This is a genomic window from Tateyamaria omphalii, from assembly GCF_014651375.1.
Taxonomy (GTDB): domain Bacteria; phylum Pseudomonadota; class Alphaproteobacteria; order Rhodobacterales; family Rhodobacteraceae; genus Tateyamaria; species Tateyamaria omphalii.
In genome coordinates this window covers 240,474-262,815 of the sequence record NZ_BMWT01000005.1, presented here as the reverse complement: position 1 = coordinate 262,815, position 22,342 = coordinate 240,474, and the positions used below count along the sequence as shown (strand labels likewise).

General features: G+C 56.6%; 24 protein-coding genes and 1 tRNA gene. 6 read left to right on the top strand and 19 right to left on the bottom strand.

All coding sequences use genetic code 11. The features are described from left to right. Positions 1–30: 30 nt before the first annotated feature. On the bottom strand, positions 31–1,611 hold the full coding sequence (locus tag IE087_RS17785; RefSeq protein WP_189370844.1) for a L,D-transpeptidase family protein: 1,581 nt from the start codon (positions 1,609–1,611) through the stop codon (positions 31–33). A 339-nt stretch (positions 1,612–1,950) separates the two neighbouring features. Between IE087_RS17785 and mepK the strand changes: the two genes are divergently transcribed. The 3 genes from mepK to IE087_RS17770 all read left to right on the top strand — a co-directional run bounded on the left by mepK (position 1,951) and on the right by IE087_RS17770 (position 4,868). Continuing rightward, positions 1,951–2,520 (top strand): peptidoglycan L,D-endopeptidase MepK, encoded by a 570-nt coding sequence (gene mepK, locus IE087_RS17780; RefSeq protein ID WP_229801444.1) that lies wholly within the window; start codon positions 1,951–1,953, stop codon positions 2,518–2,520. 231 nt (positions 2,521–2,751) lie between these two features. Next, entirely contained in the window at positions 2,752–4,710 is a 1,959-nt protein-coding gene (locus IE087_RS17775; RefSeq protein ID WP_189370715.1) for a bifunctional 2',3'-cyclic-nucleotide 2'-phosphodiesterase/3'-nucleotidase, read from the top strand. Positions 4,711–4,791: 81 nt separating this feature from the next. Then, positions 4,792–4,868 (top strand) — tRNA-Arg (locus tag IE087_RS17770). A 362-nt stretch (positions 4,869–5,230) separates the two neighbouring features. On the opposite strand, the gene IE087_RS17765 is transcribed toward IE087_RS17770, so the two are convergent. From IE087_RS17765 to IE087_RS17755, 3 genes are read right to left on the bottom strand one after another with little or no spacing between them, the layout of a single operon-like run. After that, positions 5,231–5,920, bottom strand: coding sequence for an SOS response-associated peptidase (locus IE087_RS17765; RefSeq protein ID WP_189370714.1), 690 nt, complete (start codon positions 5,918–5,920; stop codon positions 5,231–5,233). A 33-nt stretch (positions 5,921–5,953) separates the two neighbouring features. Further along, positions 5,954–6,514 carry a hypothetical protein gene (locus IE087_RS17760; protein WP_189370713.1) on the bottom strand — a complete coding sequence of 187 codons (561 nt, stop codon included), beginning with the start codon at positions 6,512–6,514 and terminating at the stop codon, positions 5,954–5,956. Between the two features lie 26 nt (positions 6,515–6,540). After that, the gene (locus tag IE087_RS17755) at positions 6,541–7,278 is read right to left on the bottom strand and encodes a hypothetical protein (RefSeq protein ID WP_189370712.1); all 738 of its coding nucleotides are present in this window, start codon (positions 7,276–7,278) and stop codon (positions 6,541–6,543) included. A gap of 1,261 nt (positions 7,279–8,539) precedes the next feature. On the opposite strand from IE087_RS17755, the gene IE087_RS17750 reads away from it, so the two are divergent. From IE087_RS17750 to IE087_RS17740, 3 genes are all read left to right on the top strand, one after another. Then, positions 8,540–8,734, top strand: coding sequence for a hypothetical protein (locus tag IE087_RS17750; RefSeq protein WP_189370711.1), 195 nt, complete (start codon positions 8,540–8,542; stop codon positions 8,732–8,734). Between the two features lie 278 nt (positions 8,735–9,012). Next, a complete protein-coding gene (locus IE087_RS23600; protein WP_229801443.1) occupies positions 9,013–9,435 on the top strand; it encodes a hypothetical protein in 423 nt (140 codons plus the stop codon). Then, positions 9,435–9,854, top strand: a complete 420-nt coding sequence (locus tag IE087_RS17740) for a thermonuclease family protein (protein ID WP_189370709.1) — start codon at positions 9,435–9,437, stop codon at positions 9,852–9,854. The genes IE087_RS23600 and IE087_RS17740 overlap by 1 nt, the downstream gene beginning before the upstream one ends. A gap of 41 nt (positions 9,855–9,895) precedes the next feature. Here IE087_RS17740 and IE087_RS17735 read toward each other — a convergent pair whose 3' ends face one another. The 15 genes from IE087_RS17735 to IE087_RS17665 all read right to left on the bottom strand — a co-directional run bounded on the left by IE087_RS17735 (position 9,896) and on the right by IE087_RS17665 (position 22,322). Next, a complete protein-coding gene (locus IE087_RS17735) occupies positions 9,896–11,128 on the bottom strand; it encodes a hypothetical protein (RefSeq protein WP_189370708.1) in 1,233 nt (410 codons plus the stop codon). Then, positions 11,121–11,396 carry a hypothetical protein gene (locus IE087_RS17730; RefSeq protein WP_189370707.1) on the bottom strand — a complete coding sequence of 92 codons (276 nt, stop codon included), beginning with the start codon at positions 11,394–11,396 and terminating at the stop codon, positions 11,121–11,123. Before IE087_RS17730 ends, IE087_RS17735 begins: the two co-directional genes overlap by 8 nt. 102 nt (positions 11,397–11,498) lie before the next feature. Then, complete coding sequence (locus IE087_RS17725; protein WP_189370706.1) at positions 11,499–11,708, bottom strand: hypothetical protein; 210 nt, start codon at positions 11,706–11,708, stop codon at positions 11,499–11,501. Positions 11,709–11,712: 4 nt separating this feature from the next. Then, the gene (locus IE087_RS17720; protein ID WP_189370705.1) at positions 11,713–12,078 is read right to left on the bottom strand and encodes a hypothetical protein; all 366 of its coding nucleotides are present in this window, start codon (positions 12,076–12,078) and stop codon (positions 11,713–11,715) included. A gap of 91 nt (positions 12,079–12,169) precedes the next feature. Beyond that, on the bottom strand, positions 12,170–12,361 hold the full coding sequence (locus tag IE087_RS17715; RefSeq protein WP_189370704.1) for a hypothetical protein: 192 nt from the start codon (positions 12,359–12,361) through the stop codon (positions 12,170–12,172). Next, positions 12,358–13,155, bottom strand: coding sequence for a hypothetical protein (locus IE087_RS17710; protein WP_189370703.1), 798 nt, complete (start codon positions 13,153–13,155; stop codon positions 12,358–12,360). The genes IE087_RS17715 and IE087_RS17710 overlap by 4 nt, the downstream gene beginning before the upstream one ends. 73 nt (positions 13,156–13,228) lie before the next feature. Continuing rightward, positions 13,229–14,416, bottom strand: a complete 1,188-nt coding sequence (locus tag IE087_RS17705) for a sialate O-acetylesterase (RefSeq protein WP_189370702.1) — start codon at positions 14,414–14,416, stop codon at positions 13,229–13,231. A gap of 13 nt (positions 14,417–14,429) precedes the next feature. Beyond that, positions 14,430–15,461 (bottom strand): hypothetical protein, encoded by a 1,032-nt coding sequence (locus tag IE087_RS17700; RefSeq protein ID WP_189370701.1) that lies wholly within the window; start codon positions 15,459–15,461, stop codon positions 14,430–14,432. Between the two features lie 9 nt (positions 15,462–15,470). Beyond that, positions 15,471–17,690 carry a phage tail protein gene (locus tag IE087_RS17695; protein WP_189370700.1) on the bottom strand — a complete coding sequence of 740 codons (2,220 nt, stop codon included), beginning with the start codon at positions 17,688–17,690 and terminating at the stop codon, positions 15,471–15,473. After that, complete coding sequence (locus IE087_RS17690; RefSeq protein WP_189370699.1) at positions 17,681–18,112, bottom strand: DUF6950 family protein; 432 nt, start codon at positions 18,110–18,112, stop codon at positions 17,681–17,683. Before IE087_RS17690 ends, IE087_RS17695 begins: the two co-directional genes overlap by 10 nt. After that, the gene (locus tag IE087_RS17685) at positions 18,097–18,702 is read right to left on the bottom strand and encodes a hypothetical protein (protein ID WP_189370698.1); all 606 of its coding nucleotides are present in this window, start codon (positions 18,700–18,702) and stop codon (positions 18,097–18,099) included. The genes IE087_RS17690 and IE087_RS17685 overlap by 16 nt, the downstream gene beginning before the upstream one ends. Beyond that, positions 18,693–19,421: a hypothetical protein gene (locus IE087_RS17680; RefSeq protein ID WP_189370697.1), complete on the bottom strand. Its 729-nt coding sequence runs from the start codon at positions 19,419–19,421 to the stop codon at positions 18,693–18,695. Before IE087_RS17680 ends, IE087_RS17685 begins: the two co-directional genes overlap by 10 nt. Positions 19,422–19,424: 3 nt before the next feature. Continuing rightward, positions 19,425–21,614 carry a phage tail length tape measure family protein gene (locus IE087_RS17675; protein ID WP_189370696.1) on the bottom strand — a complete coding sequence of 730 codons (2,190 nt, stop codon included), beginning with the start codon at positions 21,612–21,614 and terminating at the stop codon, positions 19,425–19,427. 1 nt (position 21,615) lies between these two features. Then, entirely contained in the window at positions 21,616–21,912 is a 297-nt protein-coding gene (locus IE087_RS17670; RefSeq protein ID WP_189370695.1) for a hypothetical protein, read from the bottom strand. A gap of 41 nt (positions 21,913–21,953) precedes the next feature. Further along, positions 21,954–22,322, bottom strand: coding sequence for a phage-derived protein YdaY family protein (locus IE087_RS17665; protein ID WP_189370694.1), 369 nt, complete (start codon positions 22,320–22,322; stop codon positions 21,954–21,956). Between the last annotated feature and the right edge of the window lie 20 nt (positions 22,323–22,342).

The following is a 22,342-nucleotide window of genomic DNA, read 5'->3' as shown; positions in this document are numbered from 1 at the left end:
CCCCTTTGGCTGCAGCCTCAGGGGCAGGATTTACCCCTGAACCGCGCGCAGGGCCACCCCCGCATTCGCAAGCGCATTCCAGATTTTGGCATCACGACCATAAATGTCGCGACGGTACTGAGTGTGCCCTTTCGCAGTGGTGAAGGCGGTGCGGTAAATCAGATGCACAGGCACCGGCGCCTTGAGGTCAACGCGCGTCTCTCGTCCTGTCGCCAGAACCGATTGGAAGTACTTTTCCGGTTGCGCTTCCTGCTTGGCCAGCAACGCGTAGGCAAAGTCAAAAGGATCAGCCAGACGCACACAGCCATGGCTGTAGGCACGCACTTCACGACCAAACAGGTTCTTAGCTGGCGTGTCATGCAGATAGATGTTGTGCACATTCGGGAACATGAATTTCACAAGACCTAGCGCGTTGCCCTTGCTGGGCGGCTGGCGCATGGCAAATGGAAACGTCTTGGCTGTGTACTGAGAGAAGTTGACCGCACCGCGATTGACCTTGCGGCCACGGCTGTCGGTGATCTCGATATGGCGCACGGCGTTGCGGTTGCGCTTGAGCGCTGGCAGATATTCCTTGGTCACGATCGAACGCGGCACATACCAGCTGGGATTGATGACCATGAACTCCATCACGTCCGAGAACTCGGGCGTGGGACGATCATCCCTGTTGGCTCCCACAACCGACCGGGTTTCGAACGTCACCTTGCCGCCGTCGATGATCTTGGCCGTGAAGTCGGGGATGTTGACCAGGATGTGACGCTTGCCACGTTCCTGGTTAACCCACCGCTCCCGCTCCATCGCGACGATGATGGACTGCAGACGCTGCTGCACAGATTTGTTCAGCTCGGTCATCGTACCCTGCCCGGCCACACCATCGGCGGCCAGACCATGTGCCAACTGGAATTGCTGCACAGCGGATTGGATGCTCGCATCATAGGTCTGTGTGTTGGTGCGTTTCAGAAAGCCCATGGCAATCAGGCGATTGCGCATGATGGCGACGGAATCGCCCGTCTGGCCCGGCTTCAGGGAGTTCACGGGCACCTTCTGACCCCAACCGCCTTTCGCAAGCAGACGCTCCATACGCAGCTTCTCTTTCATCAAGGCATTGTATTCCATGGTCTTCGGCGCGAGCGCCTTGAAGAACCCCGAGGGCGAAGATTTCGAGAAGTTCACCAGATACGATGTGCGATCCCGGTAAGGAACCTGCCGCACGATTGCACGGTCCACACGCGACGGGACCAGTACTCCGGTCTGAAGGTCACGCGCATATTGAAGGAAGGTACGGCTCATCTCGACTTCGACCAGGCCACGATCACGCTGCGTCTTGGCGGCCTTCATCTTGGCCTGAAGACCAGCAGCGTCATAGCGCGCTGCCGGCAAACCGTGATGACCCGCATTGGACAAGGCCTTGAACAATGCCACACGGCGCTGACGCTCGCGGCCGGTCCGTCCAGTCCAAAGGCTCTCATAAGCATTCGCCTTATAGAAAGCAGATATGTCCGCGTCCCGCGCCGCAGCCTCTGCCACCGCCTGTTTGAAGGCCGTCACCTGTGCAGAAGCCGTCTGCGGCGTGGTGGTCAGAAGCGTTGCCGCCATGATGGCCAGTGCCATCATCCAAATTCGAGAAAAAATCACCGTCACGTTGCACCTATTATTCTTGTACGCCAATTGATCAAGGTTATCCCAAAGCGGCGCGCGCCCTGTCTATTCACATTGCCGGCAGGGCAGCAAGAAGCACTTGCATGATGCGCGTCTGCATCGCTCTGGGGTGTTTGTGACACAATGGTCAGGGTTTGCGCAAAAATCTGCCCAAATGACTTGCGACCCCTCATGGACCCGATTCAGCACTTGGTAAACGAATCAAGCTATGCCATACAAATGTTGCATCTGGGGATGAGATGGCAAACTCCGTGTAACATCACGGACAGGCAGGCGTACGGGACGCGCAGTGATATGACAAAGAATACCTCTACGGGCATGACCCGCCGGGCAATACTTGGCGCATTCGCGGCAACGACGATCACGGCGGCGCCTACTTTCTCAAACGCAGCAGGATTTCTTCGGGGCGCGGGCGATATTCGCCGTCTTCGAATGTATTCCGGCCGTACTGGCGAACGGATCGACATGATCTATTGGATCGAAGGTCACTACATCAAAGACGCGGTCAAGGAAGTGAATTACTTCATGCGTGACTGGCGTACGGATGACGTGAAATCCATGGATTTGCGCAATGTTGATATCATGGCAGCCGCGCACAACCTGCTCAATGTCGATGAACCTTATATGCTGCTCTCGGGCTATCGTAGCCCGAAAACCAACGCCATGCTGCGCTCGCGCAGCCGGGGTGTGGCCAAGAACTCCCTGCACATGAAAGGTCAGGCTGCTGACCTGCGCCTGTCGACCCGATCAGTCAGCCAGATGGCGCGTGCGGCACAGGCCTGCCGCGGTGGCGGCGTCGGCAAATACTCCGGCTCGAACTTCGTGCATATGGATTGTGGCGTGGTCCGGTCCTGGGGCGGATAGGTCTGCACCTACTCAGTCTGATTTGAGGCGCCAATGGCGCCTTTTTTCGTCTCAGGGGCCGACCCTTTTACCTCGCGATGTTCCAAACGGGGGCGTCGGCAAGAATCTGGTCAATCCCTGAGCTCAAACCCGGCAAAAATGCGCGATCTTCTGCCAGATCAGACATGAAACTGTGACACGGCGGCATTACGCGCCTAACGTGAACCACAGTACATATTCCGGGGGAACCACATGACACATCTCATTTCACGCCGCACATTCCTGGCCACCACGGCCACCTTCGCCGCCATGCACCCGTTCTCCCTGCGCGCCAGCACCAATCAGGCACACCTGCGCATCATGGAAACGACAGACCTGCACGTGCATGTCTTCCCCTATGACTATTACGCCGACAAACCACGCGACACCGTGGGCCTGTCGCGCACAGCCTCCATCATCGAAAGCATCCGGGCCGAAGCCACGAACTCGATGCTCATCGACAATGGCGACTTCTTGCAGGGCAACCCGATGGGCGACTACATCGCCTACGAACGGGGCATGAAGGAAGGCGACAGCCACCCCATAATCACCGCCATGAACACAGTGGGCTTTGACGCGGCCACCCTCGGCAATCACGAATTCAACTACGGGCTCGACTTCCTGATGAAGTCGCTCGCAGGCGCCGACTTCCCCGTGGTCTGCGCCAACGTCTCCAAAGAACAAGGCGCGGACGCCGCAGCCGACACGACGCTGGTGCCACCCTTCGTCATCCTCGACCAGACGATGACGGATGGTGCAGGTGAAACGCACCCGATCAAGGTCGGCCTGATCGGCTTTGTCCCACCGCAAATCATGAACTGGGACCGCCGCCATCTCGAAGGCAACGTGCAGGCCCGCGACATCGTCGAGACAGCAAAAACGCTCGTCCCGCTGATGAAAGAGCAAGGGGCAGACATCATCATCGCGCTCAGCCACTCAGGCATTGGCGCAGCCGACCACTCCGACGGCATGGAAAACGCCTCGGTCCCCCTCGCCGCCGTTGACGGGATCGACGCCATCCTGACGGGCCACCACCACCAGGTCTTCCCCTCCTCCACCTATGCCGACCTGCCCGCCGTCGATGTGTCCAATGGCACGATCCACGGCAAACCAGCCGCCATGGGTGGATTCTGGGGTTCGCACCTGGGCGTGATCGACCTGATGCTGGATCGCGATGGTTCAAGTTGGCGCATCACCGGGCACGGCTCCGAAGCACGCCCGATCTCCAAACGGAACGAAGACCGTTCTGTCACGGCACTCGTGGAAGACCACCAACCGGTCCTCGACAGCGTGCAAGCCGACCACGACGCCACACTGGCCTATGTCCGACGCGCGGTCGGTAAGACCGACGCACCGCTGCACAGCTACTTCGCACTTGTGGCCGACGATCCGTCCGTCCAGATCGTGTCGATTGCCCAAAGCTGGTACATCGCCCAGATGATGCAGGGCACCGAATACGAAGGGCTACCGATCCTCTCTGCCGCCGCCCCGTTCAAGGCGGGTGGTCGCGGAGGCCCCGAGTACTTTACCGACGTCCCCAAGGGCGATGTCGCGATCAAGAACGTCTCCGATCTTTATCTCTATCCCAACACAGCGCGCGCGGTCCTGGTCACGGGCGCCGAGGTGAAGGACTGGCTCGAACGTTCCGCCGGCATGTTCAACCAGGTGGAACCCGGCAGCACTGACGCGCCGCTTCTGAACCCGGACTTCCCAAGCTACAATTTCGACGTGATGGATGGCGTGACATACCAGATCGACCTCAGCCAACCTTCAAAATTCGACCCCAAGGGTGAGTTGATCAATACAGATGCCAACCGCATCGTTGACCTGAAGTTCAATGGTGAACCTATTGACCCTGAACAACAATTCATCATCGCAACCAACAACTACCGTGCGGGCGGGGGTGGCAACTTCCCTGGCGCCAAGGGTGATACCATCGTGTTCGAAGCCCCCGACACAAACCGCGACGTGATTGTGCGGTACATCGTGGAACAGGGCACAATCAGCCCCCGCGCTGACGCCAACTGGTCCTTTGCACCGCTCGACGGCACCTCAGTCCTGTTCGAAACGGGCCCCAAAGCCAAGGACTACATTGATGAAGTCGACGGCGTCGCAATCGAGCCTGCCGGTGACGGCCCTGACGGCTTCGCGCAGTTCCGCATCTCGTTGTAAGGCGGGCCGAGGCGCTGGACACCTGCGCCTTACGATTTCCAATTGCAGGGCGCGGATGGCACCGCTATACCGCGCCCCAGTGGACCATTAGCTCAGCTGGATAGAGCGCTGCCCTCCGAAGGCAGAGGCCAGAGGTTCGAATCCTCTATGGTCCGCCATATTTTCATGACTTTTTGAGCCCGTTCAATTTGCTCGTTTCTGTTACATGTAACAGAAACGAAGGGGAATCGTCTGACAGGCTAGTGGCTTTCTTTGGGGACTCCTGACTGCTATCAGCAGGAAATGGAACATTACAAGAACAAAGGTTTCATCGGCATCCACTCCACCTGCCCCTGCGGCCAAACGACCGTTGTTCGTGATGACGGCTCAGACATGCATAAGCGTGAGATACTGTGCGAACGCGACGGCTGCGGTATCAGGACTGGTCAGCGCCGCGTCAGAGGCTGGTGCCTGCCCAGCGACGTAAACCCCATGTCATCCTCACACGGCGGCGGCAAAGGCGTGTCTGACTGGTGATGGCCTACACAGGCGTTCTGGCTGGATCATCAGCCTTCATCCCAACGCCCTGCCCCACGACACGCATATGCTCAGATGGAAACGGCTTGAGCAGCCGCCCCACATTCTCGGAACTACCAAACAACCATTCTTCATATTCTTCTGCGGCAAGGATCACCGGCATGCGCTGTGGGTGCACAGGTTTGACCAGCTCGTTGGCGGTGGTCGTGATGATCGTGTACGTCGACAAACCCTGCGCATCGACGGCCAAATCGTCGTATTCATCCCGCCAGAATCCGGCAAATGCAAAGGGTGGCCGCTCGTCGAGGTCATCCGATGCCATACCGAACCAATAGTGGGTCGCAGGGTTCCTGCCCTTGGATTCGCAGAAGCTGGATGCTGGTACGAGGCAACGCCGCTGCTGAAAGCTCGACTTCCACAAGCCAGTGTGCAGCTTGTCGTCGCGTGCATTGTTCCAGGCCGCCGGTTTGATTGGCTTGCCGGTTTTCTTTGACACCTTGGGTGTGCGGAACCCCCAAGACATTTTGACCAGTTCTCGCTCTCCGTCCGGGCCAAGGCGAACCACGGGCGCTGCACCTTTTGGATAGATAGATGGCAGTGGTGCTGCATTACCAAGATGATCATCAGCCACCGGCACGTCAAAAAGCTGACGCATAGCCTCTTGCGAAGTGAGATTGGAGTATAGATTGCACATTAAGATGATCACAGCGGATCAGAGGGTGGTGCGTCAAGGCTCCTTTTTGTTGCCACCGATTTGGTCAGCAAACTCTTCCAGAAATCTATCACGTACTTCTTGTAACTGTTTCCTCGGCGCCCAATGAACCGCTCCGTAACCGTCTGCGACGCCAATTTGACTCCAGTCTTCCTTCAGGAAGCACTCTGCATCAAAAGGGAATGCGAAGTTCACACTGTCTCCTACCTCAATGCGATTGGCTCTGACAGAGTGCGGGGTGGTGCCCAGATGATTGTTGTCCTCAGCTAGGAAGGCAACAGCGGTGCTGGTGTCTCCAAATCGTCGCCTCAACCAACCTTTTCGAAGGAAAACTAAACCAACACGGTTCGATATCGGTCCATAGTTGATGGCCTGAACGTTTATGAAGGGATGTGACGGCGATCCAGTCTCATGCACCAACCTGCTAACAGCAACCGAAACTTTGAACTTGGGTCTTTGACGATCACGGTGGATCGTCCACCCCAGTGTAAGGGCTGAAAAAAACAATGCAATCAACGACAAAACAAGCGTCAGAGTCTCATTTAGGGAAAGTGAGGCATCGCTCAGATCGTTCACTATCACCGCTCCTTTTCGTAAATACATCAAAGCGACAGTAAAAACACTTTCAAGGAATCGGCCCTGTCACCGGCTAAGGTAAGCAGTACTTGCGCACAGTAGATGACAGCAGGAAGTCCTAAATCAAACAGAAAAAATGACCTACGGACGCGAACCCTTGCGCGATCAGCCTTGGTATCTAGCAGAGTTTTTGTGAGTGTATCGACCGCGTCTACTTTAACGGTATCAGCCGCAGTTTCCAAAGCTGTCAAGGCATTTGCCCAATTCGACTTAATCTCTCCTAGCGTACCATCGGTATCTGCGTTTCTCACGTCAGAAAGGTCTATGCCTGCGCTGTGAGCATGTGCCAAATACTGTTCCAAACTGGAAAAGTGGTGCCGAAACATCTGGCTTGCATTCTGCACCGTTTTCTCCAAGTTTCTGATGTCAGCGCTGGCTGAAAGTAATTTTGCTCTCGCTTCCAAAACATTGTCCGAGGCGTCACCCTGACTCCCTACGACATTTACGGCCCAAGCCTGCTCAAGCCTGATTAACGTAGCACCTCGCAACATCGCCAGACGCACCACCAGGTAGCTCTGCAACATCAATAGCAGCCAAATGAAGGCTTGATTGCTCAAGCCCGGAACGGAGTCTTCCTTCGATCCAAGAACTTGCAATGGGTTTGAGATTGGCACCTCAAAATACCACACAACAACGAACGTCGCTCCGATGAGCACGATGGACCGTCGTATCTTTTCAAACTGGGAATCGTCAAAAAACAGCACTCATCACCCTTTACTTACCTTCTTCAACAAAAGCCCATCCTGCGGTCGCCAAGACGGTTTCAATCCAAGTAAGTGCCGATACGCACGGTTGATCTATTCATGACGCAAAATGCATTGCCCACAGTCAAAGCATCAACCACTCTTCCCTTCACGCTCAAGCCGCTCTATCAGCGCCGCTCAACGCGCACCTTATCGTCATCGCCAGCCGCTTCGTACTGCGCAAGGTTGCGACGATAGATGTCCAGCTTTTCGCTGGTTGTAAGTGCCATCTACTTGCGTCCCTATGTTACCCGACGCGGTATCCAGCGCTCATATCGCACTTCTCTACCACAGACCTAAAACATCCTTTGCCCTTCGTAGAGGATGCAGTCAATTCACAGTGCATATGAGAATCGAGGGAAGCAACAGAAACTACTTGTGTAGATCAAACGCTCCGAAGCGGAGAGTGCCACCCTTACTGCGCAAGAAAGAGAGCAGACCTGGTATTTGACTGGATATTCAACAGTAGGATACCAATAGGGGGAAATAGAATAGTATTAGGGGGAATCTGATGCCTGATCAGAATCCGGGGAGCCTATTGGAAAAAGAAACCTCCGATTTTACGGAACCAGATGTCAGATACCTAGCGGTAAAGGTAGACGCACTATTTGATAGGTTTGCTTCATCGGAGGCGCGCGAAAGCCATCTTGTTGCTACAGCAAGTACTGCGACAAACTGGTTCCGCGGCGCAATAGCGCTCTGGACAGCAGTCCTAGTAATAATCCTAGGCTTGGACGCATACAAAGCCCGACACTTTGATGAAATTGTCGCGGAATCAAAAGAAGAGGTGCGACGTTTGGCTGGCAGTTCTAGGCCGAGTCACGTTGACTGGGGAAGAGCGGTCCCGGGCTCCCCAAAAACACTGGTAGCGCAAGCGCGAATTTCGAGAAACACGGACGATTCAGCCCGACTAAGCCTCTCAATGCACCCGAGGGTGGAGGTGCATGGGTCCGTAGCAGTCTTCTCAGGTTGGCGGTATACAGCCGACGCGACGATTTTAGATTGGCTCACAAGTACCAAAGATTTCAGCTTTAGTGATCCAGCCGGGATTCGAACAAGAACAGAAGACTACCGTAGATCCTCATTTCGACAGGGGACCATTGTTTGGACACAAGGACCAGAGGGCGCAAATGTTAAGCTGCACTTGGTACCAGGTGCTCCGTGGGGTGGCATCCTAAGTATTTTCGTTGACTACCGATCATGTCAACAGGCACATCTCGCATTGGAAAATCTGCTGGAAAAGACTCAGTCTAACAGTATCGGTGAGATAGGGCTGCAACCAATCATCGAGAACTATCCCAGCGTTGAAAAAGAATTCTCAGTAGAAGTGTTGAACTACACTCCTGACACGGCCGAATGCTGGGAAAGCGAAGAACTGGAAGACTTTGATCCATTGCCAGAGATTTCTGATCTATAGTGCGGCCCATCCACGACCTACTGGACAATGACCGACCGCGAGTTTTGCGTGGAATTTCGACGCTGTCTTAGATGGGAAACCCAATAGAAACCTGCGCGTCCACAAACGTCCCTACGGCCCGTCCATCGGCGTTCCAGCGTGCCGTATCCCCACGCTGATCCGTGTGAACCACCGAAACCTGCGGGATAGTGTTAGACTAGGGCTTCACCAGCTTTACACAAATTGTAAAGACTTCTCCGGGCAGCATGTGATGGGGCGCAGAATCGGAACGGAAAAAGATGCACATTCCTCTCACGCAAGATGAGATTGCCAACTTTCTAAAAATCACGCCGACGCAAGTTCAGACGCTATGGCACCATTGCCTCCTGGACCGATCGTTGCACTGTGCTGAGCGACCACTCGCTCCCTTGGGGTACAGTACGATCTACGATGTTATCGAGTATGCTCTTGTCGCTGGTGTACTTCCTTTGACACTCACTCGCGAACTCGCAGCCCTCTGGATTGCGCAGCTTGCTGAACTGGATGAATGGGACGAGGCTCAACCCTGTTCAAATGCCCGAAAGTCATCTCTGATGCTTAGTGCCGCCATAGACGATGGTCTTGCCGACATGACGGATAAACCGGCAAAGGTTGTGTCGACTATTCTTGATGCGCAGGCTGTTCTTGTCGCCGGCTGTCTCGATCTGCAGGTCGCGAGCTGATGCAGTGGTTCATCCTTGCACCATTCCTGGCTGTTGCTCTTCCAGCGACGGCCAGTGCTCAGAACTGGATTGAGGGTCGCGTTACGCATGTTCGCGACATAGACACCATCGAGGTCAAAGATCTTCCCGTGCGCTTCAACGGGATCGACGGGCCCGAATTGGACACACCCGCGGGGGCGGCCGGGCGGAAGTGGTTGCGTCGTCTGGTCCTGCGCAAGCCGATCTCCTGTAGCCTCACGGGCGCAAAGACGCATGACCGTTGGGTCGGCACCTGCTACCTGCCCTCTGGGCAGGACATAGGCGCTCTCGCGATCTCGGAGGGTCTTGCTCGGGACTGCCCCAGATATTCAAGGGGCAAGTATCGGGAGTATGAAACTGACCGGAGTCGTGCTTTGCCCGTATCCAGCTATTGCCGGTAATCTGACCTCGCCCTTGTAGGGGCCGGTATAGTGGTGGTGGGTTACATCCCTGTTGCAGCGCCCTTGCCATCCGACAGAGGCCCATTGCCAATTGCGTTAACAGCGCGCACCAAAATGCCTACGTTGTTTCCGGTGCCAATGGGAAAGCTTGGATCCCATGAGTGATGTGTAATCTGCGCAGTCTCACCCACGCTGTAGGACGCGCCTGCGCTTGGAATATCTACCCAATGGCTGTCTGCGCCCGCTGTCGTGTACTGGTACCCGGTGATTGGCGATCCGCCATCGTCGGGCGCGGTGGTTATGGTAAGGTCAACAGCCCCACTGGTAGCACTCGTTTCCAAAGTCCAGTCAGACACTGTTAAAGCTGCGGGTGCTGTTGCAGGACCAGCCGGCAGAATTGCAAGGCTCGGATCAGCTTGCACATCCACAACGAGGTTAAAAAGTTCCGCTTTCTGGCCTGCCGTGATTGGCGCTGTCATCGCGCCCAATTGAAGCGGGTACACATTCGGATCGGTTCCGCGAATAGAAGACCAAACAAACACATAAACAAGCCAACGCCCAAGGTTCGTATCCATGTGAACGGTGTCAGAAAAGAAATCACCAATGGAAAATTGGGTGTAAGTTCCATCCTGAATCCGATCGAACAGGACCGCAACAGCCGCATCAAGGTACACAAATTCAAACGAGGGTGATCCATGTGCCTTGTTGGCGTCCACATAGGACTTCATCCCATCCCAGCGCGCCCATTCCTCGTTGCTGATTGCGTTGCGCCATGACTGATTAAACCCACCGTACTCCGCGCTGTAGCCACCCCAACGAATGTAGAAATGTGTATCAACTCCGGCAGTCGTGGCCTCAGTATGCCACGCCAATGCACCGGTGTCTGCAAAAGACGGAGAACCGTTTGTGATCCCCTCTAGGCCACCGGGGTCATCCATGCCTTCCATGTTCACAAGGTAGGTGAATTCATTTGCTGGGTCGCGCAGCTCGTCAATCAGATGCGGAGGACCGATTGCCCCTGCATCGTTCGATTGGCTGCGATCATAGCGATACTGCGCTGTCTGCCACGCCCCCGTGACAAAGAACTCATTCAGTGTGATCCCGTCCACGCCAGCCATATCACGCAGCGCGTTTCCCTCCGGCCTTCGGCCCTGCAGAGTGTCGCCGTAGCTGTGGCCGGATAGAGCCCACGTTTCTGAGGTGACCACGGGGATGTTGCCAGCGACGACCTCAGACCCAAACGGCGAAAACGACCGTTCAAACGGGCTACGCATGGTCCACCAGCACCTCAGATGCGATTGCCCGCCCAATGGCCCAAACCCGTGTACCAGGTGCGGAAGACAGGTCAGCCAAGGCAATGTTGCGCTCACCTTCACCGCGCCGATACAGCCAGCCACTGTCGTTCACGTCCGGTTCGGAGTTCGAGCGGATGATATGCACCTCTCCCACAATGCAGTGGAACGTGATCGCGGTGACATCGTTTCTGGTAAGCTCGGCGATTTCATTGTGTTCAAGCGTAATGAGGTGTTGAGCGCGCGGCATGGCGTGCCTCCTTTGTAGTGAAGGTGTGAATTCGGGAAATAGGTGGCTTGGACTTGGGCTTTCCTAGCTTGCGGTCCTGCCGTACGCGGCAGAAACACGCTCTCAACTCTTGCTTGGCCACGTGTAGATCGCGCGCACTATCTGAACGATCAGCCAGATCGCACCAAGGATGGGCAGTACAGTTGCGAAAAACGCGCTCACCATGTTCAAGCTCGGCAACCAAATTGGACTCGTCAAAGCACCTGCGGCGACAGCAGTTGTCGGATCGCTCATTTTCGCTACTTCCTTCACGATGATACGGCTCACGCTCATGCGCTTATCGCCTTAGAATGCGGTCAGCCGCGACCACGCCAAATATGGAAACAATGATAGTTCCGGCCCATTCATCCAGAGGCGCAGGAAGAGCCGCCACGGTCCAATTCTGAGGGAAGGCGCACCCGGCGCACCAAAGGACGCTATACAAGACCACTGCGCTGAACCAGAATGCCAGAGGTACTGCGAACAACAGCATCAACCAAAAGCCGCCCGCCCGCATGAAGTCAGCCCGCGTGGCAAGATACTGCTGCACAACTTCGCCCTTGATGCGATCCTTGTCGGTCTGTGCATCGACCTTTCGATCGACCGTATCCAAGACACGATCCAGCACGTTGCCGCCCAGAAACTTTGCGATGAGGGCCATCATGACAGGTAAAACCAGACGCCACCGACAAGACCGACGGCTGCCAGAATGATCAAGGCAAACACCAGAAGCCCGGCAAGGATTGGATCGTTGCTCATGTCGCGCCGCCTTCCCGTTTAGCTCGGGCATAGAGCCACTCGGTTACTGCCGTGATGACGAAGGAAAGCGCAGCAGATGCCGTATTCACAACGTCAGGGTCAGAGGCCAGCATGTCACCAACCGAGACACTGAACAGTGCGCCAGCTCCATAGCGAAGCGAGATGCGCACAAGTGGGGCGTAGTTCATGACTTCCTCCCAATGATACTGAGGATCGCTTTGAGCAATGCCAGCCAAGGCGAGGTTTCACCCTCAAACTCCGGCAGTTGCTCCATATCGGGCTGTGGCGGCTTCTGTGGGGCTGTGCTTGGGGCATACCCGGCAGCGTGCAATGCCTTTTCAAACCGCTCAGCGTGCTGGGCGTACTTCGACGCGTTCACGCCCCCCCAGACGGCCCGTGCCGCCAGATAATCCTTGCGTCCATCGTTGATGTACTGCCCCAAGCGCTTGCCCGTCGCCTTGCCCTCGACCATCCAAGACACAAGCAAGCTCGCGTTTGTCGCAGGGTCATCCAGCTTTGTGGGATCAGAAACCAAGTCCAAGCCAACGTCCCGACCCGCCTTTTCCGTGTTTCTGCGCCCGGTCCATTGACCAATGCCCCAGCCCCGGAAGTCCCAGCCATCGTTGGGCTGTGTGTTTCCAAGGTTTTTGCGCCCCCACTCACCACCATAGACGGTGTTGGCGAGCTTCTGAGGGTTTCGTGCAAGCTGTTCTGGGGTGTAGCCTTGGCGCCGATGCGAGCCGAAGTGCTTGCGAATGGCGCTGGCTCTGTAGTTCAGGTTTTCACGGACGGCCTGCATTTTCCCGCCTGTTTCACCGTACCCTGTTGCAAGGATGTATGCGGCCTGCTCAAGAGACGCTGTAGCCTCATAGCAGGCGTCCAGAATGGCCTCGCAGCCATCGACTTGCCCTTGCGAAAGAGACGTGCCGAATACACCGCTGTCCCGCTTCCGCAGGGCAGCGAAGAAATCTTCGCGGTTCATGTCAATTCTCCACAAAAAAACCCGCACGCGGCGGGCAAGTCAGGCGCAGTTTCTGCGCGGTTCAGGGTTGGGCTTAGACGGGGGAAATCGCCCCTGCTGGATTAAAAAACACCCAACTGGCATTGTCTGCAGGACCGGTCGCAACGATTAGGCGGTTGTTGGCTGCATCGAAGTAAGCGGTTCCGGCCTTCTTTCCGTCGCTGGTGTTGACCGCATTTGTAACATCGACAAACGCAGAACCAAACTGGCTGTCGAATGTCAGTCCTGAAAGGCACTCCAAATGGCCGCTGACAAAGAAATCACCGTTGGCCCTGACAAAGCCATCATCGCTGTCGAATGTCAGACTGGCGGGGGTAACAAAAACCTGGTTGTCCGCAAAGCTGTAGGACGACACACCAATCGTTCCCTGCAACGGTGCTTCATCCCAGCGAATTCCCAATCCCCGGCCATTCACGTGCTCGCCGCTGAACAAAACATACTCTGATGCGACACGGTCTTGCGTCGGAGTTGCGGGGGCAATGTTGCGTCGCCACGTGTCGTAGAACCGTGCCCCCACCTCATCGAGTTCTTCACCCGTCCAATGAAGCTGATCCGCACCGGCGGTGAACGAACGCAGGTCGGCGGTGACCGTGTATGGATCGTCGTCATTCGGAAGCGTGTTCACGAAAAACGCGTCAACAATCCGCGCGGATGATAGGGGCGGCATGGAGCCACAAACAATCTGTGTTCCCGCCTTCCACCATGGTTCAGATCGCAATTGCCCCTTGAGCGTGCCAAACTGCGCTCCGTATTGGCTCAGCTCAAAGCCGGGGCCGCCGTTACTCTCGCCTTGCATCCAAATTACAACAAAGTCGAAAGCCTTTGCTGCCAACTCAGGAGACGAGAGCGCGGCATTCATCTTTGCCTGCATGGACGTGTACCGGGGCGCTTGTGGACCTGTGCCGATGAATTGGTCGATCGTCGCACCGCCAACCGCTTCTTGAACAATGAACACTTCGCCGTATCCATCGCGGCGCGCGCGCTTTGCCATTTGGAATGCCAGATTGTTGTAGCCGACAGCATGCACGCCAGCGCCTGTCGTTGGGTTGACGACAACAAACGCGGAATCGTCCAAAGCTTTGATGAGATCGTCTACAACCAGGTCGCCCCCTTGGGCCTGCGGGTTGCTGTTCGCCGCATTCGATTGACCCAAGATCAAGATGAGTAGAGGTCTGTCGCGCAGGCCCTCGACCATGCGCGGTGAAATGAGATTGAAACCCATGTTCGATCCTTGCTTAACCAAAAAGTGTCAGAGAGAAGAAGCGGTTGCTGCTCAGCCGGTTCTCAATCCAGAGCCTTGGCGGGCTGGCAGAGCTGTCTAGTGAAAGCGTGATCTTTCCGTCCGTCCCGGTCAGGCCAGAAAGAGGTCCTGTCGTGAACTCCACAACCCCAGCAGATGCTTCTGCCAAGGTGGCAAAGGCTTCTACTGTCGAGACCGTGCCCGTGATGGAAATGAGCCATGCGTGGTCGATGATGTTCACGGCCAGACAAGCGACTAACGTCGTCGACGTTCCCGGCAGTTCAACGAAGAAGGCAGTGTCACTGTTCACAAATGACCTTGCAGTGTACGTCCTTTGTGGGATCAAGAGTGGTACTCTGAAACCGCCATCGGCAGCGACGGCCAATTGGTTGGCCGATGGTTGGTACAACCCCGTATCTGTGTCTCCCGTCACCGCCAAGCCGGGTGCAGATTCCGTACCCGCCGGAAAAGTGGACGGCAGAACCAGCCGGTCACCATAGCGTATCTCACCGCTGATGCTCAGCCCTGACGGCACAGCCTCTACAAAGGTCAACGAAGAGCCAGAGACCGAATACTGCCCGACATCCTGAACAACATTGCCAAGTCGAACGTCCACCAACACCCTGTCGTTCGGAGGCGCAGGCAAAGCATATGGACCGGCAGTCCCATCTGATACGAAACTGAAAGGCACGGGCTGGCGAGAAGCAAACGGACGGAACCGAACCCAATTCTCGGCATACACTGTCGTGCTGGGTGACACAGCAACGGCGATAAGCCAATCACCCCGCTCGAACGCTACTCCACCACTTGTCCCGCCTTGATCGACAATGAAATAGTCGCTCTGAGCGGCTCCAGCGGGAAAGTTGCCACCGGCGTCCCAATCCCCGACCAGTCGCAAGCTGCCGACAATGGCGGAAATCTCTTCACGCAGATCGGCATCAAGGCCATTCAAGGCCGCTGTCAAAGCTGTATCGAATGCTTGTACATTCACCTCCGTTCCGACAACGGGTGTGCGAAAATCTGGCATATCTGCCCCTTACAGTGCTGTTTCGGATATGGACGCTGTGAATGCGCTGGCGTTGCCGAAGTCGCCGCGAGACCGGGCAAAATAGTAGCGCGTTTGGCCTGACGTCAGGCCGGTTTCTGTGTAGGACACCTGTTGCGCGTTGGTGACCGGAATCGTCGTCAGCATGTCGCCCAAGCCGACATCATCACTGTCTGACCCCCAAACCTCGATTGATTTGGCTTCGTTGCTGTTTGGAGCCGTGTACGAGACGCTGATTTCGCCGGTACCGGGGATCGGTGAGCCAACGGTCGGTGCAGCAAGGACAATGCTCACGACCGAGGCAACCTCGTCTATCTGTCGCCAATCACTCGCGCCACCCGAAGCGACGGCACGAACTCTTAAGTCGCGCAGCTCCCCGGCAGCGGACTGAATGAACCCCGATAGTATGGCTGGTTCGGATGTGCTTGGCTCCGTGCCGAAGAACGGACCCCCACCTGTTGGCTCAGGATCTGGCACCGAGACAAAGCCCTCATTCACCCATGCCTCATTACCAGATACGCTGCTCTGCACTTCGTACCCGGTCACGCCGCCGGATGATGATGGACCAAAGGTGTATTTGATCCGCGGAATGATCGTTCCGCCGGTGTTCAAATTGACCGTATTGCCTGTCTCTACGCTGATCTCACCCGGAAGCTGTACGGCACCGGGTGGAAGACTTGCGGGAGGATCAAAAACATCTTCTTCATCCTCGAACGGGTTCCAAGCATACACGTCTTCGCTCAGTTCTCGGAACGCGATGGGACTGCGCATCGCGAACCCGTTGTCACCAACCAAATCTGCGGTATGACCGATGGTTACGACCTCATAAGAGCCGTTCATGCGACTGCCATACGGTTCAGGCAGGTTCGCTATGCCAATCGATCCGGGCATCATATCAGCCGCCTCATGAGGCAGCGCCATGACTTCCAGCGTCTTCTGTGCCGCGTTTTCCTTACCCCTGATGTTTCGGATCCGCATCGCCTGCGTTGCAGATGGCACCATGCTCAGATCAAGGCTCATGACACCACCAGTCGCCACGACGCCTTCGGGTTGCGGAATGGTCCATGGTTGAAGCTCGGCAGGCGAATAGTCCCGCGTCTCACTGGTATACTGAACCCTAATTTCGGAGAAACGTTCCTCATCGGGCCTGATGGCTGAGAATGCGACGCCACCAAGACTATTGGTGATTTCCGCAACCGGCTCCCGCCACACACCAGGAACGATGCCCAATTGCCCGCCCAAGTCGATTGTCCGCCCTGCCCCGGCAGCGACGAACGGCTGCAACAGGTCTTCAAGCTCCGGGCCGTTCAACACAATCACGCCAGCACAGCGGTAACGTGCCTCGCTGCCACCGTTCTTCAAGGGCACCCGATGTTCCGCGACATCCGCCGCATCCCTGAACAGGTCAATCATCAGGTTTTCCGCGCGGTACGGTCGGAACGGGTTCTGGGTGGCAAGGTCCAGGGCGCACAGGAATGGATCGTCGCGAAACTGCCATGTCGATTTGTCTTCAAAGGTCTGGGCGGGATCGCGCGGATCCCAGACCGCCATCCACGGCCCCTCAAGCTCAATCAATGGGACAGCGGATGCCCACCGTTGCTGCGCTGTATCTTGCGGACCATGGTCCATAACAACAAACACAACTGTCCTGCCCTGACCTGCGTCGGACCGCTTCCAGCGAAGCGGATCACCCCCCTGAAAGTATCCCGCATTGTCCAGATACCACTGCGGGGGCGAGGTGTGGCCACCTCGCCCAATCCAGAACCGAATGTAGTTTCTGTAGGGACCATCGGCAGCCACAGCGCCCGGACCCGCAAAGTCATATGGATCGCCGGTGAAATTGATCTTCTGGTTTTCGATGTAGACATCAAACGGTCCAGCACTCTCACGTGAACTTGCCAAGAACGCCCCGTAGGCCAGGTCACCAATCACCGGGTATGGCACCGGCGTGCACGTCACCCGAAACCGACCATAGGGGAACCGATATGCGGGCCGCTCGCGCGGAAACTGCAATTCTCGCCTTATGTCTGCCTGTGGCAAGGTGCCAAAGCTCGGAGCGTCAGGACGAAAGATCGCGGCGGCGGCACGGTTCAAGAGAAATCCGGCCCCCAGCCTGAGAGCTAGAGAACCAATTCCACCATATACGGCTGTCAAGGCAGCCCCGAAACTCGCACCCGCTTTAATCAGCGTGACAAGAGCAGCTAGGCCCATTTCGGACGCCACCCCTGTAGATCAAACTCCGCCAGGATGAACCCGTGTTCGCCCTTGATTGCCCAGGTGCGGCCATCAACACAGATGCCCATGACCCACCCGCGAGATAGCTCCGGATCCGATGTGGCAGCCGCTTGATGACGTATCACACCCAAGGCACCGGGTGCGGCGTCGCCAAGTACAAGCCCGGCGCGCGCGGCAATTGCCTTTGCGCATCCATCGATGCCGCCATAAGGCAACAGGAACCGCGCAGCGCCGATTGCAGTCCGGTACTCCACCGGACCCAAGGGGTCTTCACCCCAGACCTCGCCGAACGCCTGACAGGCGGCGGTGCAGCAATCACTGACACCCCGTACAAAAGGACCTTCCATTGTCTTGTGGACGGCCTCCATGACCGTTTCTGCCGTCAATTTGCAGGCCACCGCACAGTCCTTTCCCAGATTCTAGCGTTCGCGGTCCGGTCAAAGAAGGTGTCGCCGGGATAGAGCCGCTGCTGATCCTCACTCGAATGCACCATTTCCGCGCTCGCACGAGCTGAGACGCCTGAGGTGACATCGACAGTCAGCAAGGCCGGTGTGGGCGCGTCATCGCCTTGGCGGCGCTCTTGATAGCCCGTATCGCTGACATAACCTGTGAACTCCAAAACTGGTTCACTTGCCAACGCGTTCCCGCCCGGTTCCGTTGTTGTCGCAGACCAGACTCTCACCGCGCGCCCCGCAACACGTTGATCAGCGGCGTCGTTCAGAACCTCGGCAATCTGACCGATAATCCGAAACGTCGCCTCACGCGGCGCGACTTGCTCACCCGTTTCGGGGATCACCATATCGGCCACTGTCCCGTGGCGTGTGGTGACGCCATTCCATGTTTGGCCGTCCCACTGGATGACACCCGACCCGGAAAACACCCGAACCGCGATGTCCGGCCAATCGATGTGCACGAACGAACATGGGAAAAGAGGGTTTTCCCTGCGTGCATCGATCTGCGCCTGTGCCAAACCACGTCTCAACTCCATGGATTGATCACCTGCAACGGCGTGTCAAAGTCATCATCGAACACTTCCCGCATTTGAAATTCATAGAAGAAATCACCGTTGACCGGCTGTTGGGCGCGAGGAAAATCGGGGATTTCAAAGGTGCGCACCTCTATGACCCCGATGCGTACATTGCCGCTCGTCAGCGGGCCGGTCAGATAGACCCTTGCCTCACCGTCCTCGTTGCTTTTGGCGGGCCGCAGGACATAGGCGGTGTCGCCTGCAATCGAGACCGCTTCACCGGGTGCTGCAACTGTTTGCGAAACCGGCAGTCCGGTACAGTCAATGTAATTAAACCCGGATTGGTCGGCACCGGCCACGGCAATGATATGGTCACGGTTGATCCAGCCAACCGCCGAACCATCCTGCCACGTCACTGGCTCCGGCGGCGTCACCCACGTAATCTGATCCGCACCCCGGTCAGGCATGGCGCGAACCGCTCCCATCCAAACTCGCGGAAGCGTGGGAACGCTCACAAGGGCGAGTTTGCCATCCAGAAGGTGCTTGAGTATCTCCACATAGCCAGCACCAAACCGGTCAGGGCCAATGCCGGACGTTCTTGCCGTGTAGGTCCGCCGCGTTTTGAGCGACTGGCTTAGGTATGGTTCACCATCCAAGCCGGTTTCGCGCTGTACCGGGCGGGTCAGCGTGTGTTCATAGGCCGTGATGCCCAAGGGTGGCCATGCTATGACGTCAGGCACCGGTCAGACCCCAAGGAAGTTCTTTGAGCGCCGCGCACCACGCTGAACGGAACCGACCGCTTCGCTTACGATTTCTGGTCGACTCTCGGCGACGACCTGACCTGCAGCATCATAGACGAACGCCCGCATCGCTCCCGTGTTTTCAAAATGAATACCGACTTCGAGTTTTTGCGCCCCACCTCCGCCGCGCATGGCGTTGCTGAAGTCTTGGCGGCCCATCACACTTGCTGGTCCGCTAACAAGTTCCGGTCCACGCTCACCTACGATGCCAAATTGTCCTGACGGGATGTTGCCCCCCTGATCAAACAGGCCGGCGAACAAACTGGACAGCAATCCTCCGCCCCGACGACCACCAGCAATCGATGGTATGTTAAAAACCTGCAACAGGGACTCACGAATGCCAGATGCCAGAATGTCTGCCGCTACTTGCTGCATGACGTTCTTGATCGCATCGCCAAAGTTCTCACCCTGAACAATGGCGTCGGCCATCGACTGAGAGATGTCATCAATCGCCTGATAGACCTGTCCGAACTCGGCCTCAGCCAGTTCGACCTTCAGCTGCTTGAGGTGCTCTTGGTACGCTCCAGCGGGAAGGAGGCCGATCTTGTAGAGGCGGTTCGCCTGATCAAGTGCGTCGTTGTAAGTGTCCTGTGCTGTGAACAGGCTATTTAGGATCTTCTCGGTTGCGCGCAGATCCTTTTGGCGTTGTTTTTCGGCCTCGCTTTGGCCGCCGCCGCGACCACCTCTGCGACGCGATCTGCGATTGGCAGCATCAATCAGGGACTGGGCATCTGCCGAAAGAGTGCCTGTTCCAGCATTGGGATCACGGCCAATTGGATCACCGAAACGGAAAGGGTTGCCGCCTCGACCGGAGTACTCAAGACTATTTTGCAGATTCAGGAGAGATGCAGCGGCGCTCACGGCAATCTCAAGGGTGCCAGCTAGTTTGGCAGCTTCCAATGTGGCCGCTGAAATCGGTCCAGCCATATCAACGCCAGCCAACCTCACCGCCTCGAATGCGGCGTCGCCAATTTCCTCTTTCAGGTCAGACGCCGCTTCAAAGGCGTCCGCCATGCGACTGATGTATTCAGTCGTTTCATCCGTGAGTGTCGTCTGTGCCGCAGCCGCAGCTTCAAAGCCCGCGCGAATTTCCTCGCTAACCGCAGCTTGTGAAATTGCCTGGTCATCTGTCGCAGCCGCTAGCGCTTCCATTTGCTGAATGGACAGGGAGAGATTGCGCATGAACTCAAGTTGCTGTGTGGTCATGTCCTCTGCAGGACCAACAATTGCGACAAAGGCATCACGAAGCTGCAGAGCCGCACTCAATTGCGATGACAAGCTGTCGCTGGTGTTTACCAGTTCTAAGAGCTCGAGAAACTGGCGCGCTTCCTCGCGAGCGTCTTTCATTGCGGTGATGTTACCGCGGAGGCCTGTTTCAATCCCCAAGAGGTCACCAGCGTTCGGGATCGCTCCCTGCAACATGCTGTCACCGCTGAACAACCGGAACCCTGTGACGCTTTCAGAAAGCGCTGTCGTTGCTGCGGCCACAGAATTGATGGCATCGACCTTGGCGATTGCCAGAAGGTCTTTGTACGCTTGGGATGTCCTCTTGAGGTCATCTTGAAAACGACCGAAACCTAAATCGAAAGCGTCATCCTGCGATCGAAGTAGATCGATGTAACCTTCAACGGCTTCACTGGTATCTTCGATTGTGTCTTCGAAATCTTTGGCGTCGCGACCCGCGCCAGCCGCCGAAATACCCCACTGCACAAGCGCGGCACCACCGGCAATGATCCCAATTGTCGCCAACGAAACCGGATTGATCATGGAAGTGAAGGCGGCGCCGAGGTTTCGGATGATGTCGCCCCGGCTGCCCATGGTGTTGAGTACCTGGCTAACTTGCGTGCCCTGTTGCAAAGCAAGCTGCAACGGGTTCTGCATGGCCAAGGCCATCACAATTACATCGTTGCCCTGAGCGGCCAGATTTGCGGTGTTGAAAGACGAAACCTTGGCGCGTTGGCCAAACTGCTCGACAGCACGCCCTGCCCCGGTCATGCCTCGGTTTACGCCCGTTGCCATCTTATTCGTCTGGCGTTCGGTGCGGGCTGCCTGATCACCGAGGCGATCAAGGTCGCGCGTGCCTTTGACTACACCACTGCTGTCCACTTCGACGCCGAGAAGCGCAATATCCATATCATGCACCCCCTGATGGTTTGCCAGCCGCCAGCAGGTCGCCGGGGCCAAAGTTTCGGCTCAAATTCACGGTTGGCTCGTCCGGGTGTCTGCGGACGACTTCGAGATAGGCGACATCCATTGCGCGGATGCAGCGGGTGAATGACGCCGCCTCGGACCCGAACCTTTCGGACGCAGACCGGATGGACGCTGCCGGAATCGGGCCAATGTATGGTTGCTTTCCACCCGTGTATTGAATGGACCTGTCGGTCGTCAGTTCCTTGAATTCATCAAGAAATTCGAGCGCACCGCAGTCCAAGCTTGCAACGCCGCCCTGCGCAACAACGCGGACGGCGTCGACTAGTTTTTTTCCAGGTCCTCGAGCAGGACGTTGGCTTTTTTAGTCACATGCGCGACCGAGTCACGCAACGCCGCATAGAACACGCTAGATTGGCAAAGCGCCTCGGCTGTCTCGACGCTGAAGGACAGCTTCTTTGCACCATCTGTCAGGCCACTCCAATCGTGGATCGACCGTGCCAGAACCATGTCATCAAGCGATTCTTGGGCTTCTTCTGTCAGAGTGCCGTCTTCATCTCGTTGATCCTGACCGATCGACCGAACAAGGCGATTGATCTGGCGTTGAGCATCGCGACCGTCGCGCGAAGCCACAAGCAACTTCACACCCTTGAGCCCGTGTACGTCCTCACCAACCCACTGCGGTTCATCCATCGCTTGGGAAGCTGCTTTAA

Bases quoted from the DNA above. Each gene is read 5' to 3' on its own strand.
- IE087_RS17685 (WP_189370698.1), bottom strand. From the start codon at position 18,702: ATGGAGTTGAGACGTGGTTTGGCACAGGCGCAGATCGATGCACGCAGG.
- IE087_RS17725 (WP_189370706.1), bottom strand. From the start codon at position 11,708: ATGAGCGTGAGCCGTATCATCGTGAAGGAAGTAGCGAAAATGAGCGAT.
- IE087_RS17715 (WP_189370704.1), bottom strand. From the start codon at position 12,361: ATGAACTACGCCCCACTTGTGCGCATCTCGCTTCGCTATGGAGCTGGC.
- IE087_RS17665 (WP_189370694.1), bottom strand. From the start codon at position 22,322: ATGGATGAACCGCAGTGGGTTGGTGAGGACGTACACGGGCTCAAGGGT.
- IE087_RS17710 (WP_189370703.1), bottom strand. From the start codon at position 13,155: ATGAACCGCGAAGATTTCTTCGCTGCCCTGCGGAAGCGGGACAGCGGT.
- IE087_RS17720 (WP_189370705.1), bottom strand. From the start codon at position 12,078: ATGATGGCCCTCATCGCAAAGTTTCTGGGCGGCAACGTGCTGGATCGT.
- IE087_RS17705 (WP_189370702.1), bottom strand. From the start codon at position 14,416: ATGGGTTTCAATCTCATTTCACCGCGCATGGTCGAGGGCCTGCGCGAC.
- IE087_RS17740 (WP_189370709.1), top strand. From the start codon at position 9,435: ATGCAGTGGTTCATCCTTGCACCATTCCTGGCTGTTGCTCTTCCAGCG.
- IE087_RS17765 (WP_189370714.1), bottom strand. From the start codon at position 5,920: ATGTGCAATCTATACTCCAATCTCACTTCGCAAGAGGCTATGCGTCAG.
- IE087_RS17675 (WP_189370696.1), bottom strand. From the start codon at position 21,614: ATGGATATTGCGCTTCTCGGCGTCGAAGTGGACAGCAGTGGTGTAGTC.
- IE087_RS17730 (WP_189370707.1), bottom strand. From the start codon at position 11,396: ATGCCGCGCGCTCAACACCTCATTACGCTTGAACACAATGAAATCGCC.
- IE087_RS17785 (WP_189370844.1), bottom strand. From the start codon at position 1,611: ATGATGGCACTGGCCATCATGGCGGCAACGCTTCTGACCACCACGCCG.
- IE087_RS17695 (WP_189370700.1), bottom strand. From the start codon at position 17,690: ATGGGCCTAGCTGCTCTTGTCACGCTGATTAAAGCGGGTGCGAGTTTC.
- IE087_RS23600 (WP_229801443.1), top strand. From the start codon at position 9,013: ATGCACATTCCTCTCACGCAAGATGAGATTGCCAACTTTCTAAAAATC.
- IE087_RS17700 (WP_189370701.1), bottom strand. From the start codon at position 15,461: ATGCCAGATTTTCGCACACCCGTTGTCGGAACGGAGGTGAATGTACAA.
- IE087_RS17775 (WP_189370715.1), top strand. From the start codon at position 2,752: ATGACACATCTCATTTCACGCCGCACATTCCTGGCCACCACGGCCACC.
- IE087_RS17735 (WP_189370708.1), bottom strand. From the start codon at position 11,128: ATGCGTAGCCCGTTTGAACGGTCGTTTTCGCCGTTTGGGTCTGAGGTC.
- mepK (WP_229801444.1), top strand. From the start codon at position 1,951: ATGACAAAGAATACCTCTACGGGCATGACCCGCCGGGCAATACTTGGC.